Origin of the sequence: Marseilla massiliensis, assembly GCF_023336985.1 — a bacterium.
GTDB classification, from domain to species: Bacteria; Bacteroidota; Bacteroidia; order Bacteroidales; family Bacteroidaceae; genus Prevotella; species Prevotella intestinigallinarum.
Window position 1 is genome coordinate 19029 of the sequence record NZ_JAMBLP010000021.1, and the last position, 16505, is coordinate 35533.

The 16505-nt window shown below is 42.2% G+C and carries 17 protein-coding genes; 13 read left to right on the top strand and 4 right to left on the bottom strand.

Annotated elements, in window-relative coordinates:
• Positions 1-61 precede the first annotated feature (61 nt).
• Together M3089_RS12575 and M3089_RS12580 are read right to left on the bottom strand one after the other, a co-directional pair.
• On the bottom strand, positions 62-478 hold the full coding sequence (locus tag M3089_RS12575; protein ID WP_018668641.1) for a hypothetical protein: 417 nt from the start codon (positions 476-478) through the stop codon (positions 62-64).
• On the bottom strand, positions 471-1964 hold the full coding sequence (locus M3089_RS12580) for a Y-family DNA polymerase (RefSeq protein ID WP_004312127.1): 1494 nt from the start codon (positions 1962-1964) through the stop codon (positions 471-473). Before M3089_RS12580 ends, M3089_RS12575 begins: the two co-directional genes overlap by 8 nt.
• Positions 1965-2186: 222 nt before the next feature.
• On the opposite strand from M3089_RS12580, the gene M3089_RS12585 reads away from it, so the two are divergent.
• Together M3089_RS12585 and M3089_RS12590 are read left to right on the top strand one after the other, a co-directional pair.
• Positions 2187-2726, top strand: coding sequence for a DUF2958 domain-containing protein (locus M3089_RS12585; protein ID WP_232429071.1), 540 nt, complete (start codon positions 2187-2189; stop codon positions 2724-2726).
• A gap of 25 nt (positions 2727-2751) precedes the next feature.
• Complete coding sequence (locus tag M3089_RS12590; RefSeq protein WP_036631318.1) at positions 2752-3294, top strand: hypothetical protein; 543 nt, start codon at positions 2752-2754, stop codon at positions 3292-3294.
• Positions 3295-3391: 97 nt separating this feature from the next.
• Here the strand turns inward: M3089_RS12590 and M3089_RS12595 are convergent, their stop codons facing one another.
• Positions 3392-4192: a YqiA/YcfP family alpha/beta fold hydrolase gene (locus tag M3089_RS12595; RefSeq protein ID WP_036631320.1), complete on the bottom strand. Its 801-nt coding sequence runs from the start codon at positions 4190-4192 to the stop codon at positions 3392-3394.
• A gap of 5 nt (positions 4193-4197) precedes the next feature.
• Entirely contained in the window at positions 4198-4854 is a 657-nt protein-coding gene (locus M3089_RS12600; protein WP_036631322.1) for a recombinase family protein, read from the bottom strand.
• A gap of 315 nt (positions 4855-5169) precedes the next feature.
• Here M3089_RS12600 and M3089_RS12605 point away from each other — a divergent pair, with 315 nt between their 5' ends.
• The 11 genes from M3089_RS12605 (at position 5170) to M3089_RS12655 (ending at position 16503) form a co-directional block, all read left to right on the top strand.
• Positions 5170-6297 (top strand): hypothetical protein, encoded by a 1128-nt coding sequence (locus M3089_RS12605; protein WP_249084461.1) that lies wholly within the window; start codon positions 5170-5172, stop codon positions 6295-6297.
• A 13-nt stretch (positions 6298-6310) separates the two neighbouring features.
• Positions 6311-6766: a hypothetical protein gene (locus M3089_RS12610; RefSeq protein WP_036631325.1), complete on the top strand. Its 456-nt coding sequence runs from the start codon at positions 6311-6313 to the stop codon at positions 6764-6766.
• Positions 6767-7129: a hypothetical protein gene (locus M3089_RS12615; protein ID WP_249084462.1), complete on the top strand. Its 363-nt coding sequence runs from the start codon at positions 6767-6769 to the stop codon at positions 7127-7129.
• Positions 7119-7547 (top strand): hypothetical protein, encoded by a 429-nt coding sequence (locus tag M3089_RS12620; RefSeq protein ID WP_249084463.1) that lies wholly within the window; start codon positions 7119-7121, stop codon positions 7545-7547. The genes M3089_RS12615 and M3089_RS12620 overlap by 11 nt, the downstream gene beginning before the upstream one ends.
• 101 nt (positions 7548-7648) lie before the next feature.
• Positions 7649-8056, top strand: coding sequence for a hypothetical protein (locus M3089_RS12625; RefSeq protein WP_211451893.1), 408 nt, complete (start codon positions 7649-7651; stop codon positions 8054-8056).
• Between the two features lie 76 nt (positions 8057-8132).
• Entirely contained in the window at positions 8133-9053 is a 921-nt protein-coding gene (locus M3089_RS12630) for a DUF3489 domain-containing protein (RefSeq protein ID WP_249084464.1), read from the top strand.
• A 263-nt stretch (positions 9054-9316) separates the two neighbouring features.
• Positions 9317-10771, top strand: a complete 1455-nt coding sequence (gene mobV, locus M3089_RS12635; RefSeq protein ID WP_249084465.1) for a MobV family relaxase — start codon at positions 9317-9319, stop codon at positions 10769-10771.
• A gap of 50 nt (positions 10772-10821) precedes the next feature.
• Complete coding sequence (locus M3089_RS12640) at positions 10822-12270, top strand: OmpA family protein (RefSeq protein WP_175324241.1); 1449 nt, start codon at positions 10822-10824, stop codon at positions 12268-12270.
• A gap of 360 nt (positions 12271-12630) precedes the next feature.
• The gene (locus M3089_RS12645) at positions 12631-14031 is read left to right on the top strand and encodes an ATP-binding protein (protein WP_249084466.1); all 1401 of its coding nucleotides are present in this window, start codon (positions 12631-12633) and stop codon (positions 14029-14031) included.
• Positions 14032-14138: 107 nt separating this feature from the next.
• On the top strand, positions 14139-15431 hold the full coding sequence (locus M3089_RS12650) for a hypothetical protein (RefSeq protein WP_249084467.1): 1293 nt from the start codon (positions 14139-14141) through the stop codon (positions 15429-15431).
• Between the two features lie 4 nt (positions 15432-15435).
• On the top strand, positions 15436-16503 hold the full coding sequence (locus tag M3089_RS12655) for a DUF1848 domain-containing protein (RefSeq protein ID WP_249084484.1): 1068 nt from the start codon (positions 15436-15438) through the stop codon (positions 16501-16503).
• Positions 16504-16505 lie beyond the last annotated feature (2 nt).

Below are 16505 nucleotides of genomic sequence, written 5' to 3' on the forward strand. Positions count from 1 at the left end.
TAGGTTTTTATCCTTGCCGGGTCTTTGCGTATTTTGGTGAACGAGACTTTGGTATAACCTGTTAAAACTCCGGAGTATCAAGTCTTCTGATAGACAGAATATTGTCAATCAGAAGCACTCTTCCGTCCGATAACGTGAGTGCTCTTGTCACCTCTTCGTATTTCTTGGCTGTGCCTGTTATTGACACGTATTTGCCTCCATCTTTTTGAGTATCAGGTACGAAATACACGAAAGTGTATTCTTCCTGTTCCGGCACCTGTTCAATGACGCGGGCGAGTTCTCTTGTAAGACTTGCCATCTCATCATCAGAAAGGAGCTTCTTGGGAGTAGTCAGCCTTGCTGTTTCGGCTAACGCTTCATCATGTCCTGTGAGAGCGGCAAACGGGGCAAACTGGGCGGCACGGTTCTCCATGGACATGGGTGTCCTGTTCTTTGAGACATGATGTGGCAGATTGATTATGTCGTCATATTTACTCATGGTGCCCTCCAATCTGTTGGTTACGTTCTTTCTGGGTTGCTCCATCGGCATAATTGATGCCCTTCAGGATGGCATTCTTCCCAAACTTCTTCTTTATACTCAGGATAGCTTCCTGACGTCTGCGTTCCTTCTCAGCTTTTTCCAGGTCAGCTTTCCGCTGTCTTTCTGACTCTTCGAAATCAGTAAAAAGATCGAGTTGGACGATTTTAGGTTGCTTTTTATACTGCTCCTCATGTACGAGGTGATTCACCGACAGGTTAAGACGGCGCACGAGTAGGACAGGATTCACTATGCGGCCGTACAGTTCAGCCACTTTTTCGGAGATGATACTGCCTGCAGAAGTCGGCTCTTCGATATTGATGGTGCCATGAGCATTGACCGGCACCTGTCTGCCGTAATGGTCGGTTGTAATCTTACCATGGTACTTCTCCCTTATTGAAGGGTTGGTCAATGATTCAATGTCGTATCCGACGGTAAGCACCAACTGGTCAGTGAGCAGCCTCTTGTCCACAAGGTCGAGCGACACACTGTCGGCCATTTCAAGTATCACATTACGGGCCATATCCGTAGTGTAAGCCGACTGGAGAACCTGTCCGGAACTCAATGATTTGCTTTCAGGCTTATAGGCTTTCACATATTCCATGGTAACTGGTTCCCATCCCCAGGCATGGTCAATAAGCAGTTCAGCATTGACTCCAAACATCTGGTACAGGAATCCTTCATGTTCTATAGAGCATCTGGCTACATCACCCATCGTCAGGATATTGTACTGGGCAAGCCGGTTGGCAATACCTTTGCCTACACGCCAGAAATCTGTGAGAGGAGTGTGTTCCCAAAGCAATTTGCGATAAGTCATTTCGTCAAGTTCGGCAATGCGTACACCGTTTTCATCGGGTGGCATCTTCTTGGCCACAATATCCATGGCTACCTTGCACAGATACATGTTGGTACCGATTCCTGCCGTAGCTGTAATGCCTGTATCCGAAAGGACATGACGGATCATCTTCATTGCCAGCTCATGAGCAGTCATCCTGTAAGTCGCGAGATAGGTGGTAGCATCGATGAAGACCTCGTCGATGGAATACACGTGGATGTCATCCGGACTTATATATTTCAGGTAGATGTCGTAGATTCTTGTACTGTATTCTATGTAGTGAGCCATGTGGGGAGGAGCCACCACATAGTCTATGGCCAGACTTTTATTGCTGTCCAGCTCCTTCTTCGAGTAGGATTTTCCACTGTTACCTCGCTGCCTGTTTGCCACACGTACTTTCTCAATCACCTCGAATAAGCGAGGACGACCTCCAGTACCATACTTCTTTAATGCCGGCGAAACAGCCAGGCAGATGGTCTTTTCCGTTCGTGAAGCATCAGCCACGACAAGGCATGTGTCGAGCGGATCCAATCCCCGTTCAACACATTCTACTGAAGCATAGAATGATTTCAGATCTATGGCTATATATTGTCGTAATGGCTCTGTACTCATTATATTTCCGGAAAACGATACAAAGATAACGAGAATCCTCCAAAAATTCCTTAATATTGTTATTGCTTATCAGTTATATACAGCCCATATCTCACTCTTACATGCAGTCCCGGACTGATTTTCACCTGTTATATGTCTGCCTTTAAGCACATCCGCTGTCGTGTCAGAGGAAAATTTTTCAGCGAAGTTATCTTGGATCTGTCAAACTGCAAGACGTGTCTTGTGAACAATCTTCCTTTAAGTGACAGGCACTTAAAGAGTATTCTTCATGCCATTCTTGCCTTATTTGCCTTCTCCAAACTTCTGATGCAGAAAAATCTTCCCGACACACAGCTGAAAGGCTGTAACAAAAGGGAAATAAATAATTCAGATATTATGACAGTAACAAAATTCAACAATCGTCTGGTAACTCCAGAACTGAGAGAGGCTCTGAGTGATTATCCCCTGTATTCACAGGACGCAAAAGGAAAGGATGCGCTTTGCATCGCAGTGTTTCACCTTGGCAATATCCGTTGGTATATTATGGAAGGACAGCCCGAAGGAGATGACTTCACCCTATATGGTATAGTGGTCGGTCTACATGAAACAGAGTACGGCTACATGTCAGCATCTGAAATGGCCGATGTCACTTATGATGCGAGTAAGTACGGACTCGGCTTATTGAAGATAGAACAGGATAGGAGTTTCAAATCTTGTGCCCTCAAAGGGATAAAGGACGAAGAACTGCAGTCTTTCTTATCAAGACTTTACGATGAAAACTAATGTATAACTTAAAATTTGGACAACTATGAAGATTATTGTTATGGATTGCGCAAATGCCCGTATAGATGTTTTGAACGTTCCGGAGAATATGGTTGGAGAGGACGTTGAACTTTTCCTTGTAGAGCACGACTACTCCTTGAATAACATTTCATGGATGGCAGTTCCTGCAGATTATGTTCCGGTGCAGTTTCATGAATTCGGCATAGACGAAGAGAATGGCAAGGAAGTTCATGAACAGCGGGAAACTAAGTTGAAGAACTTCTCAATCTATGATAGTGTGCAGGAGGTAAAGCATCGCGAACAGGAAGAGCTTGTTTCTGCAATTCGCCAATATGGTGAGAAGGTTGCCGATGGCTATGAATGGCACTTTGAGGGTGATTGCCCGATAGTGGCAGCGTATGACTATGATGAGCCTTGTGATGTGGTAATCCTTGCAGTGAGGGTTAGCAATGATGGAAGAATAACCATCATAGGAGATGAGAAAAACGACCGGGGCAATGAACATGAGATTGATGCCGATGATATATTTGCTGGCCACATTGATTTCATTACGTCGGAAATTGAGTGATAAGAACAAAGGAACAGGAGCCACAGGGATGGTCTTCTGTTCCTTTACTCGTTGCAGTCTTACGGTTATAGCGGCTATGCGGATAAACCTTAAACACTCAGATGTCTATTTCCGTAAACCTTGAAAAGCTTCTTCCATCTCTTTCTATAGTCTCGAAAAACATCTTTTCCGGTCTGACCCAATAGGATTTTTCTCCATAGAGAGCCTGATATACAACCATCCGCTCCTGAGTTTCACTGTCAAAAGCGGAATGGATATATTTATAGGTACCACCCTTGAAATGACGGAAATATCTTTCTTCTTTCTTAGGAAACTCCATCAGCATCTTCATGGCCAAGGGTGCATACCAGGTCTTCACTTCCTGTTCTGTAGGAGTATGCGCACCCGGGAAATGATGGGAATTGTTGTAATGTCCCATGAACATGGGCTCATAGTGAGCCAGTCCGTCCTGTTCGCCGAATAGTCCCCAGACACGGTCTCTGTAATACGGATTACAGCAGTCAAACTGAATCTTTTCGAGTTCGGCAAACTCCTCGATTAAAGCTTCATCAATGACTAGTGTCTGATTGCCGTCCTTGCGTGGAGCTTTGTACTGATGCTCACCGATTCTTTCTTTTAAGAATTTCGTCATCTCAAAGTGCGGATTGCCAAGCAATGCCGGGATGCCGACTATCGGGGCGAGAATCTGCGCAAGAAAAGATCCGCAGCTGTTACCCAGCAGCAGGTCGGGCGATTCCTGTTCAATGATGGAGCGTACCTGTTTTAATGCCTCCTTGGGATGAAGCGGAAGGTCGGGTGTTAAGACGGAGGCATGATTTTCAAATGCTTCTTTCAGAGCAACTGCCATCGGACAACTTCCTGTGGCAAAGAATCCGTGAAGGAAAAGTATCTTTTTCATTATAATCAGCTTTTATTCACATCTTTCGATGTATCCTCTTCATTTTTCTTTTTGATAGGTCCGGAATGGTTCCCTCTATTGAGTTTGATGCCATGCTTGTTCAGAATACGGAACACAGAACTTCTGCTTTTGAAGCCGCTTGCTCTCCATATCTCATCTATAGGATGACCGGCTGCATACAGATTGATGACTGTCTTTTCTCTGTCGAGCTTTTGTAATTTTGTGGAAGAAACCTTCGGTAATGATGCAATCATTTTCGCCTGCAGGTTCACCACATGCTCGGCAGTCTTTCTCAAAGCAAGTACTTCTTCAGGTAAGGCACCCATCATTTCCAGCACATCCGATGGCTTGGTTTCAGGAAAAAGCTGGTTCTTGGAATCAATCCGGTCGTGTATGCTTATGACGCGAATAGCTTTTACCCGGCAAAATTCCAGGAATGTAGCCAGTTCTCGACTGCCACGGATGGCATTTGAAAATTTAGGGATAACAAGTTCATCTCCCCTTTGCAGGGCAACCATGAGTTGCTTCCAAAGCGGTCTGTTGCGTTCGTTCTCATCGCACTCCTCAATAATGCGTATACATCCGAAGTTATTCATCCACTCCCTGTCTTCTTCCAGTTTGTCATACTGGGATATTGCCATGATGTAACCTATCTTTGCCATATTATAAAGGTTTTGACTGATAATCAAATAGTTGTCTTATCTTGTCTTGAAAAATATATAGTATAATAATTCTCCAAGAGTATAATGAACACTACTCTGATGCAAAGGTATAAATTATATTCATATTAGTAATCATACTGACATGGCAGTTTTATGATTGGCTTTTCTTTTCCCAAATTCCTATTACTAACGGATATACATTATAAATCATACTATTATGAGTATGAAATATAAATTAGTATAAACTGAATATTTTATACTGACAATGTGGAATTTTATCTGTACATTTGCCACATAACAAACAAAATTATGCCAATGATATATAGAAATTTAATCGGTCAGAATCACTGTAGTAGCGGTTTGATTGGTATGTCTGACGCAGGTTCAGGAAAACAAGTGAAAGAAAGTAAATCAAGTGAAAGAAAAAATACTCAAATGAGTTTAATCTTTCACTTGATTTTTTTATGCTCTATATTCTTGTTTTACTCATGCAATAATCATGAGAAATATGATTTTGACTCCTCTGGTGAAGCTCTGAATGAATACGGCAACCTTTATAAAACTATCAGTGTACAGGATATATGTAATGCCGAGCAGCTTGCCTCATTTATCAATCTGTGGTATGAATATTCAGACACGGTCTACAAATTCATTCAGAAAGACCCTTCGTTTACGGCTCATGCCGGTCTGACCATGAGGTTTGACAGTATAACGGATTCCATTCGCACGAGGTTGATGGAGCTTGCGGACAACTTTACTCTAAGCGATGTGGCATATGTCAAACTTCATACTTCTATCTATGGTCAGGATAAGGAACTTGACTCATTAAAGCGACATGCAACAGTATTCTTTTCCTCATTGGACAGTATTCCTGTATATACCGGGAATATTAGAGACTTGCTTGCCGATTACTCAGAGTTTCTGCTTTCATATAAATTACATGGGGTACACTCAGAAGATGCGCTTCTTCGATTTATCCGTATGGAAGACTTCTTCTTCCGAAGCTTTCTTGCTTCCATTGACGAGTGCTCAGCTTTGGGTATGGCGGATATTACTGATATGACGGCCAATATTTGTGACAGCATTTATAAGGAAGCATCAAATGGTAAAATCAAGGCAGATGAAACTATTACCTATATGTCCATGAGGACAGGCCGCCGTCTGCTTCTGAATGCCAAAGTCTGTCATGAGAAACTGAAACGTGGTATAGTAAAGGATTCGCAATATGCCAATGCTTACTTGTGGATGATGCTACAACCTTATCTCTCGATAGATGCCCTTGCCATAACAATGCTGACACCGGAACAGATTCGGCTTATGAAGGATATTGCAAAGGATTATCCGGCTATCATATCCAGATTGGACAGCAAACACCTAATCGATCGGGATGTGGCCACAAAAATTCCGAATCAGCTAATTCGATTATACATATCAACCATCTAATCAAATAAATATCATGTTACAGGAAGCTATTTTAAAATTCAGATCATCCGGTCCCATATTGTTACCAGCCATTATTGATAATTACTGGCTTGGGGAAATCAAGACTTACGAAGATTATGCCGTACTCCCTTATGAAGTACACGAACCTCAGCCTCTCGAAAAGGTTCTGGACATGTTTGAGATGAATGCGGATCTTGCCATTCTTTACCACATGGTGCCATCATCCGCTACCGCATACGGACATGAATGCTGCGCCTACTGTTATCCGGTGACGGAACGTATGTTCAAGATAAACTGCAAGACACATACGGACGGTCTTATCCATGAGTTATATGTTACTATCTATAATTCCATTGAGGTTATGTCTGCTGACATTTTTGAGGATTTGCGACTACATGAACGTCGTGGAAAATTCATAGAAAAGCGAGAGCATGTCCAGATAATGAATGACTTCAACTGCGGACTTTGAATGAACAGGCAGACGTATTACCTCATTGCAGACATCATACATAAAAACAGGACATGGATAAAGGTTATAGGCACAGAGAAACTGGTAGAGATGCGAATACTTCAGGATGGAATGTTGAAGCCGCTACTGTTTAAAGCTATCACTTTGAAAAGCTATAGGGAACATTTCTGTTTCAAGAGGTCCTGTACCTGGAACATCAATGAATACGATTTGAGAATGGGATTGTTGGCTCTTTGTAAAAAAGATCCTTTAGCCTCTGAACGGATAAAGCATGATGCGCTCACTTTGCGTGATGTCGAATACATTATAGAGAAAGCTTCTTTCGGTATAATAAAACTTGAACTTGACGATTATGAATACTAACAGGAAAATTTATGTTTTTTATTTTACAGTCATCCTGCTGGCTGTACTGGCGATGATGGTATTTGACCTGAATATAATAATCAAGGCTATACTGTGTTTCCTCATATTCTCTTGCCTGATGGTTATGAGAAGCATTAAAAGGGCCTATGACCTGGCCGATGATGTTGACCCTGATACCTTGGAAAAGGTGACTTCATTGACTGATGATTATGCCATAGGAGATGAGAAAAGGAATCACGATTCTAATTTGGATTCTTATCTGAATCTTCTCATCAAAACGGATGAGGAGCTTTCAAAAGACCCCACTATTGACCAGAAATCGTTCAGCTATAATGTCCGGTTGAACAAGCGCATCGCTAAACGGTTGGAGTCAATCCAAAGAAAAGGGCAGGAACACGTTGAGAATGCAAATAACTAAATGGATTCACTATGATGCATACATTAACCTTCATCCGTTTTTTGTTTCCGTTTTTGCTTCTCCTGGCATTCTTCTGTTTATACAAGAAACAGTACCGCTGCATGAAAAGCTTCATGTGGAGAATGGTCGTATTTGACAGTGCAAGAAAGTTTTATGTAAGTATTATGATGCTTGCGCTCATCTTCATTAACTGGTGCTGTTGTATGACAGAACCGAATCTGGCAGTTGGACTGTCAAGCATCCTGACGCTGGCACTTTTGAACAGAAGGATTGCCGATAGTACCCTTCATATTCTGCATGAAAGGAAACGGTTTTGGTATATCACACTCCTGATAGCAGTGGTATGTTATGCCACGACTTATATGAACAGTGTGTTCCAGCTTTTTTTCCTGCTAAGTGTGGCAACTGTCTTTTATCCGTCTGAAAGAGTTCTTCAGCAGAAAAGCGTACTTGAAGACTGCGACAGTTTTAAAAGCCAGGTTGAATGGATAATGAAGAACTACTATTAATGCCACTTACATGTGGAATATATATTCTTTGCTTGCTTGTTTTCCACTTTTTTAATGTAATCTAAAAATGACGCAAATGACTAACAATAAAAACAATTATGCTTCTGAATTGAATGACCCACAAGGCATAGACCGCTCTTTGTTGGAGTATCTGAAGCCTAAATCAGAAGACCGATACAGTAAATTGGAAGCCTATTGTGATCTGCTCACAAGAGCGACATCAGGAACATACTCCACATCTGTTGTGGTAGGAAATCTGAAAATACTCCCCGGCCAGTTTGTTGCCACCATATCTGAGCTTGCGCGGAAATGGCAGTGGCAACGTGCAACAGTCCGTCAGTTCCTGACCGGTCTTGTCAATCTGGGCCATCTTAACATGGAGCAGTATTCAAAAAGCTACGTGTTTTCTGTAAGCCAGAAACAACGTCTTTCTCTCTTTGTTGAGACTCCGTCTGATATATTGGACTTTAACGCACTTCAGTTTGTGCGGTTCCTTAAAGGACGCAATACTTCCAGTCAGGTAGCCCAATCCTATAATTGTTATTTCAATAAGGTAATGGAATTGGCGGTAACGGAAAATGACGGAGGCAGACCTGATTGCCATGTTCTGAAACAGCAGAGTCTGGTATTCGATTCATTGGTAAAGTCCATATTTCAGATATTGAAAATGGAGAAGGAAATGCCTGAAGAAATGACGGATTCAACCGGTCTTCTCTTTGGTAAAGACCATGTCTGGGACTGGCAGAAAGTAATAGACATCCTTGGCATTCTGGTTGTTGCGATACGTGAAAACAGGAAGCCCAGTTATATGGTAGAAACCGTGTCCTGTTATACGAAGGCAGAGATTATTCTCCTTGACATCATCTTTGAATACTATGTATCTGACCAGGGATCATTTTATTACGATAACCCTCCTCGACCTGATTTAAGCCCCGTGGGGAACAAAACGGATTATAAGCCTGGGGGCACTTCCTCTGTTGAAAACGGAACGGATTAAACGCCTTATTAGCGATGCACGGCATGTCATACGCTTTTGTACACTTCGTCTTTGTCCCGCTAACGGATGGAGGTAACGACAGGCAGCGTGCTTGCACGTGCCACTTTTTTACAGTCTCGGGAAGCCTAATACCCCGACCGCTACGAAGCGGCGGGAGGGCTGACCAGATGAACAGCAAGCTGGGTCAGTTTTCTAAGTGTGCGTATGACCGTAAAGGAGACTGAAAAAAGCCTAAGAATAACACAAAAAATAAAATTGTCATTATGGGTACTACATCAAAACAAGTCATGGATATAAAGACTTCCAAAGGGCTCTCACAGACGAGTAATGAGGAGTTACGTGCCTGGACCGATAAGGGATGGGAACAGGCTATGCGTGAAGGAAACTATGACCGTAGCCGTGAGCATCTTAATTTCGAGGTGCAGAAAGGTGGCATAGTCACACCGATAGACAAGAAGCGTCCGCTGACAAAACGCATGGCAGAAAACCTTGCGTCACGTGGCATTAAAGATCCGAACGAAGGACTTGCCGAGCCACGTTTCCGGACAGTAGTCAACTTCATATTCGGAGGCTCAACCGACCGTATGCGTGAGCTGGCCTTCGGCAATCAGGAAGTTGACTTTGAGAGCAAAGGAGGTAACGGGCATGTACGGCGTATGCCGGAAATAGAAGAATGGGCTCGTGACATTTATCGCTTCGTGGCAGATAAATATGGAGAGGAAAACATCATTTCCTTTATAGTCCACTGTGACGAGAAAAATCCGCATGTTCACTGTGCTCTACTACCGATAGACCAGAACGGCAAGTTTGCTTTCAAGCAGATTTTCCATGGACAGAACCGTCTGGAGTTTAAGAATTATATGCTTGCCCTGCACGATGAGCTTGCAAAGGTCAATGAAAAATGGGGGCTTACAAGAGGGGTGTCGGTTGTAGAATCTGGTGCGAGACATCGCTCCACAGAGGAGTACCGAAGATGGTTGGCCAACGCCTGTGTGACACTTGAAGCCCAGTTGGAGAACAACAGCAAGTTGCTGAAGTCACTGAACGAGGAACTGGCAATAGCCCAGAAGAAACAGAAGTCATTTACGACTATGATTGATAATCTGAAGACGGAGAAAGACCGTCTGGAAGATGAACTCCGTCCTCTTCGGGCAATGCAGGCCAATAGCGAGAGTATCAGTGCAGAGATAGCACGTAAGATTCAAAATCTCGAATACCAGAAGGCTCAGGTCGAAGCTAAACTGGCAGACAAGGAAAAGAAGCTTGATGAGACTAACCGGTTGCTTGAAGCTCTTCGTGAAGATAAGGCTAACATCGAGCAGCAAGCCGGGGAACTGGAAAACAAGGCCAATCAGTCTGAACTTTCATGGGCTCATAACATGAGCTATCACTTGAACGGTGCAATGCTTGACACAATGTCACAGGAGTTCACATCCCGCTATCACCATCTGCCGGAGGAAACAAAATCCATGTTTGACGATACACTGCTCTGTCAACTGGCAGAACAGGGGAATCATGTTGTCATGGTTGCCTTGAACCTTGTGTGCGGTTATGTGGACGATGCAACGACTATTGCTAAGACTCATGGAGGTGGCGGTGGCCCCTCCACTGGTTGGGGAAGACGGCCGGAAGATGATGACCGTGAGTGGGCACGTAGGTGTCTGGCAATGGCACGCAAGATGTGTGCGCCATCTGTCAAACGGAAAAAGAGAATGTAAAAGTAAGCCTTTTGGCTTATGACAGTATCAATTATTAAAGTACAAACTATATGAGAAAGAATATTCTTATGTTTTTAACCGGATGTCTTGCTGCGATGACAGTCTCTGCAAGTAACATCAATCACAATGCTGACAGCATTTATAAGCAGAATACTTTCAGTCAGGAGCAGATGCTCTTGCCTATGAATCCTACATATCTGAAGAATGTAAGCGAAGCAGCCAACTGGGGTAGAAATTGGTTTATAGAAATTAAGGGCGGGGCTTCAGCTTTTCTCGGATCACCCATTGGTTGCGGTGATGTGTTCGATCGAATAACACCAGCCTTCCAGGTCGGCGTTGGAAAGTGGTTCACACCCGCAATCGGTGGACGTGTAGGTTTCCAGGGACTGACGTTCAAGAACGCTGAGTTCAAATCCATGAAGTATCAGTTCTATCATGCAGACCTGATGTACAATCTGACTTCCGGACTCCGTCAGAATGAGTACGGATTCTCTCTTTGGGATATTGTTCCTTATGTGGGAGTGGGTATGATTCATAATGCGAACTGGTCTGATCCATGCTCATGTGGCAGAGGTTCAGATGGCAGCCGTCCGTTCGCCTTTACCTATGGACTGGAGATAGGTTACAGAATTGGCAACAGGGTAAAACTTGTTGCCGGAGTCAGTGGACTGACTACAGCCCAGAATTTTGATAATATGGGTAGCTCTATAAAATTCAAGGATAATATGCTTACGGTCTCAGCCGGTCTCTCCATCACATTAGGCAAGACTGGATGGAAGCGTGTGGTTGATGCTAAACCTTATATCAAGCAGAATGCTTATCTCAAGGATTACATCTCCTATATGAAGGATGAGAATATACGATTGCAGAAAAAAATGTCTGGAGATAAAGAGGTACAGACTGTCTATCCCAAGAATAACTATAGTGGGCTTAACTCACTAAGAGCACGGTTGTCCGGGAAAAAGTCTGGCTCACCAGAAAGCAAATCAGGTATTGACGGTATAGCTGAAAACTCGGCTGATGATGCTGAAATCGGTCTTGTGGATACGTATGTACAGATTGGAAACTGCCACTCAGATTCACTTTTGTCTGCTGGTCAGAATATATCTGATAATCTTATGTCTGCAAATAATAATGCATTGGACTCAATTGCAATTTCAGGTCATTCTAAGATAACTGTGGGTGTTCCAGTGTACTTCTTCTTCCAGCTAAATTCTGATAAGCTTGTAGATGAATCCCAGATCGTGAACCTTGATGACATTGCAAAAATATCCAAGGCACATAATTTAAAAGTGGCCATATCCGGAGCAGCTGACAGCGCCACTGGTACACAGTCCATCAATCAGGAACTTGCTCAGCGTCGTGCCAGATATATTGCTCAAATGCTTGTGGATAAAGGGGTATCCGAAAGTCTCATTCATCTGCATAGCTTTGGTGGAATAGATAAATATAAGGTCAATGACTCAAACCGCTTTGCGGTAGTCATGCTTACTGAATGATAGAAGTTGTTTTTTGTATAAGCTAAAAAGTCTTGAGACTTTCATTAAAATTTAAATCTCATATTTAAAAATTTGTCGAGAAGGTATGCTTGGATTTTCCTTGCATACCTTTTTTATGTGGGCTAACATGGAAATGTTTTTCATACTACAACTTAAATGTTGGGAATTGATGTCTCAAGACAAAATCAGATGAATATCGAAAATGATTGGAAAAGTTGATTTTTAACGATTTTATTAGATGGGAAAATATTCAATGATACTTAAATAATACCTTGTATTTTTGAAATTTATTGAGAAATATTTCCTTGGATAATTTTAATTTTGTACCTTTACAGACAAATTATAAAGTATCTTAGAGTTATGTATTATCCAAGAATGATAGACGGATATTTGCTGGAATGGTCACAAAGGTCTTCACATAAACCTTTGCTGTTAAGAGGTGCGCGTCAAGTAGGAAAGTCAACAGCAGTTCGTCATCTGAGTCAGAAGTTCAAGAGCTTTGTGGAGGTGAACTTTGAACGGCAACCTTCATATAAGCAGCTATTTCAAGGCGATATTGATGTGAAACGAATTGTTCCACAAATGGCGGCTATTGCCGGTAAGCCGATAGAACCAGGAAGCACACTTCTGTTTCTTGATGAGATTCAGGCTTGTCCCGAAGCCATCATGTCACTCCGATTTTTCAAAGAGGACATGCCCGAACTTCATGTGATAGCTGCAGGCTCTTTGTTAGAGTTCGCACTTGAAGAACTGCCAACATTTGGTGTCGGCAGGATTCACTCGATGTTTATGTTTCCGATGACGTTCGATGAGTTCCTGCTTGCTAATGGCGAGAATTTGCTTATTGAGGCGCGGAATCAAGCTACGTCATCAGCACCACTGCCAGCTCCTCTATATGAAAAGTTGGTGGGGCTACTCCGTACTTTCATGCTTGTTGGCGGAATGCCTGAAGCCGTGAGCAAATGGGTGGAGACCCACGACTATCTGGCTTGCCAGGAGGTGCAGGATGATATTGTCGTTACCTATGAAGACGATTTTCCGAAATATAAGAAGCGTGTTGATCCTATGCTTTTGCGCCTGACCATGCGTAGTGCAGCCGTTCAAGCCACTAAAAAGTTTGTCTATTCTCAGGTCGGCGGCAGTTATAGTACTTCAGAAGTGAAGAAAGCCCTTGAAATGCTTATTCTTGCAGGCATACTGATTCCTGTCACACATACGTCAGCCAATGGCGTACCTTTAGGAAGTGAGGCTGATTATTCCTATCGTAAGATGCTTTTGCTCGACACTGGTTTGATGTTGCGTCTGCTGAATATGACGACCGGTGATGTAAGTGAGCTGACAACCCAAATCCTAACATCTGATGTTTCAGAATTGGCAAACAAAGGACCAATGGCAGAAATGGTTGCAGGACTGGAAATACTGCACTACAAAACTCCGAACATCCGCCATGACTTGTTTTACTGGCTTAGAATGGCGAAAAATTCCTCTGCAGAGATTGATTATCTTGTAACATATAAGCAGCAAGTTGTTCCCATCGAGGTGAAGGCGGGAATGCAAGGCGGAATGAAGAGCCTTTGGCTGTTTATGAACGAAAAGCATTTGGACAATGCTCTTAGATGCTCAATGGAGAACTATGGAAGTTTTGAGTATCAGGATGTCAAGGATAATAATGCAGTACGTCACGTACAAATCTGCCCACTCTATGCCATGTCGCAAATGGATAAACTGCTGAGTGCCTTTGTGTGGAAGAATAATCAGTAGAGTAATGTGTTCCTTATCGAATGGCAAGGCTTCATTTCATGGAATATAACGAAAGACTTTATTTGAACATCAATGTGGAATACTATATTAATTAAAATATTATCGATATGTGGCCTTTTAATTATTTCAAAAAGAAGCGTGAAAAGGAAGAACAAGAACGCCGTCGCGCTGAAGAGCAAGCTCGCCAACAAAAGTTGGAGGAAGAGCGTATTGCACGTGAAAGAGAACGTAGGTTGGAAGAGAACCGTCGTAAAGAACTTGAACGTCAAGCCAAACTGAAAGCAGAACGTGAACAGAAAGAGTCAATACAGCCTTTTACATTTCGTTCCAATTGTCATCAGCGTTATGAAAACGACACTCCTGTTATGGGTTTACAGGAGTGTATTCGTACTGTCAGCTTGGTAAAGAATACTGATGGTTGCCTTGGTTACAAGCTAGACCCCGGCGTTGGTTACATCGTAAAGATATACAATGATGACCTGGGTAAGCCGAACATGTCAGACAAACCTATGAAGGTTGTAACAAAATCGGCAGACATGGTAGAATTGCGTGGTTTCCCTATTGAGGCACGATCTCCTTTCGGTTGGCAAGAAGTAGATTACAGCGACTATGGTTTTGTAGTTTATTATAAAAACGGACAAGTAGAGAAATGTGTTTTGCATATGTACGACAGAAACATTAGATTGGAGTATATGACAAAATCTGCATCTTCTTCAACAGCTAAGACCAATTCGTATATTACAAATGCACCTGAGTCCAATAAACTGACAGAAACAGAAACACTCGTAAAAGAAGCACTATCCAATCTTAGGGCAGGAAGGGATGGTGACGATACCTATCATCCTTTATTTAAGGCGTGGCGTTCCTTCCAAAGAGCTCCCGAGCAACTAAAAAAAATCCAAGATGAAGGTTCCTTTGGCACGGCTTTCATGATTTTTTTGTCGTATGGAACTGTTTCTGATATAGATGACAAGCAACAACTTGCAAGCATTGCATATCTTTTCCTTAGTAAGGCAATTGAAAAGAATGGTAACGATGTCAACTTATATAAAAACCGCATTTTACTGATGATGTTGAATGACGAAGCATTTGGATATACGGTTTTATCGGCAATTAACCCAGGGGGTGGTTTTGATATTTTCAGTATGAATCTTCATCCGTTCGAATCAAGGGACGCTATTTATAAAATGGAATATGTGGATCTTTTGAAGAACCCTCGGCTTCTAAGTGTGGATATGTTAAACGAAAGATTCTCGGATTTGAACAATAAAATTTCCAATGGTTTCTTTGGTCAAAACCAAACAAGCCAAACAATTATAGAAAAGGGGCTTGAATTACATAAAAAGGTACTGGATTACCTTAACAATAAAGTATTGACAGAAGAAGATCTTGATTTTTAGTAATATGGCATCTTGGGAACATACAGACATAATTGTTGATGGGAAGCCTGTGAAAGCGCAGGCTCCTATCATCGTGTCGGCAAGTAGAAGTACGGATATTCCTGCATTCTATGCCGATTGGTTTTTTGACCGCTTAAAGAAAGGTTACTCAGCATGGACCAACCCATTTAATGGCGTGAAGTCTTATGTATCGTATGATAAAACTCGCTTTATAGTTTTTTGGTCAAAGAATCCTCGTCCGCTTCTTCCATATCTTGATTATCTCAAAGAAAGAAATATAAGGTGCTATATACAATACACATTGAATGATTATGAGAAGGAGGGATTGGAGAAAGTACCTTCACTTTTAAATCGCATTGAGACATTCAAAATGTTATCTGATAAACTTGGAGCGGACGCTGTTGTTTGGCGTTTCGATCCGATGATTCTTACAGATGATATTACTATAGATGACCTTATTAGTAAAGTTGAGAAGATTGGTGACCAGCTCAAAGGATATACGGAGAAATTGGTGTTTTCGTATGCTGACATCAAGCTTTACAAAAAAGTTAAATTGAATCTTGAAAAGAATGGCATTCCATATCATGAGTGGGAAACTGCACAAATGGAGGAGTTTGCTATGAAATTATCAAAAATGAATATCGAAAGAAACTGGAATTTCCAGCTTGCCACTTGCGGAGAGCATATAGATATTGATAGATATGGAATAGCTCATAATAGATGTATAGATGGAGATTTAATAACTCGCTTGGCGTGGGACGATAAGGTTCTTATGGATTTTATGAAGGTTAAAATTCAGCAGATGCCAGCACCGTCATTGTTTGAAGATTCACCATCATTACCTGATGGCGCAATTATTCTGCCACACAATCAATTCTTCCTAAGTGCTCACAAGAAAGATCCAGGACAAAGAGCCCTGTGTGGATGTATGGCAGCTAAAGATATTGGTGAATATAACACTTGTCCACATCTATGTGAATACTGCTATGCAAATACTACTAAGCATTTAGCTTTAGAGAATTGGAAACGTCATCAACAGAATAAAAATGCTGATACAATAACGGGAAAATAATT

Coding starts and splice junctions, on each gene's coding strand:
- M3089_RS12615 (WP_249084462.1), top strand. CDS start 6,767: ATGAACAGGCAGACGTATTACCTCATTGCAGACATCATACATAAAAAC.
- M3089_RS12625 (WP_211451893.1), top strand. CDS start 7,649: ATGAAAAGCTTCATGTGGAGAATGGTCGTATTTGACAGTGCAAGAAAG.
- M3089_RS12610 (WP_036631325.1), top strand. CDS start 6,311: ATGTTACAGGAAGCTATTTTAAAATTCAGATCATCCGGTCCCATATTG.
- M3089_RS12620 (WP_249084463.1), top strand. CDS start 7,119: ATGAATACTAACAGGAAAATTTATGTTTTTTATTTTACAGTCATCCTG.
- M3089_RS12630 (WP_249084464.1), top strand. CDS start 8,133: ATGACTAACAATAAAAACAATTATGCTTCTGAATTGAATGACCCACAA.
- M3089_RS12655 (WP_249084484.1), top strand. CDS start 15,436: ATGGCATCTTGGGAACATACAGACATAATTGTTGATGGGAAGCCTGTG.
- M3089_RS12590 (WP_036631318.1), top strand. CDS start 2,752: ATGAAGATTATTGTTATGGATTGCGCAAATGCCCGTATAGATGTTTTG.
- M3089_RS12640 (WP_175324241.1), top strand. CDS start 10,822: ATGAGAAAGAATATTCTTATGTTTTTAACCGGATGTCTTGCTGCGATG.
- M3089_RS12595 (WP_036631320.1), bottom strand. CDS start 4,192: ATGAAAAAGATACTTTTCCTTCACGGATTCTTTGCCACAGGAAGTTGT.
- mobV (WP_249084465.1), top strand. CDS start 9,317: ATGGGTACTACATCAAAACAAGTCATGGATATAAAGACTTCCAAAGGG.
- M3089_RS12575 (WP_018668641.1), bottom strand. CDS start 478: ATGAGTAAATATGACGACATAATCAATCTGCCACATCATGTCTCAAAG.
- M3089_RS12605 (WP_249084461.1), top strand. CDS start 5,170: ATGATATATAGAAATTTAATCGGTCAGAATCACTGTAGTAGCGGTTTG.
- M3089_RS12580 (WP_004312127.1), bottom strand. CDS start 1,964: ATGAGTACAGAGCCATTACGACAATATATAGCCATAGATCTGAAATCA.
- M3089_RS12645 (WP_249084466.1), top strand. CDS start 12,631: ATGTATTATCCAAGAATGATAGACGGATATTTGCTGGAATGGTCACAA.
- M3089_RS12600 (WP_036631322.1), bottom strand. CDS start 4,854: ATGGCAAAGATAGGTTACATCATGGCAATATCCCAGTATGACAAACTG.
- M3089_RS12650 (WP_249084467.1), top strand. CDS start 14,139: ATGTGGCCTTTTAATTATTTCAAAAAGAAGCGTGAAAAGGAAGAACAA.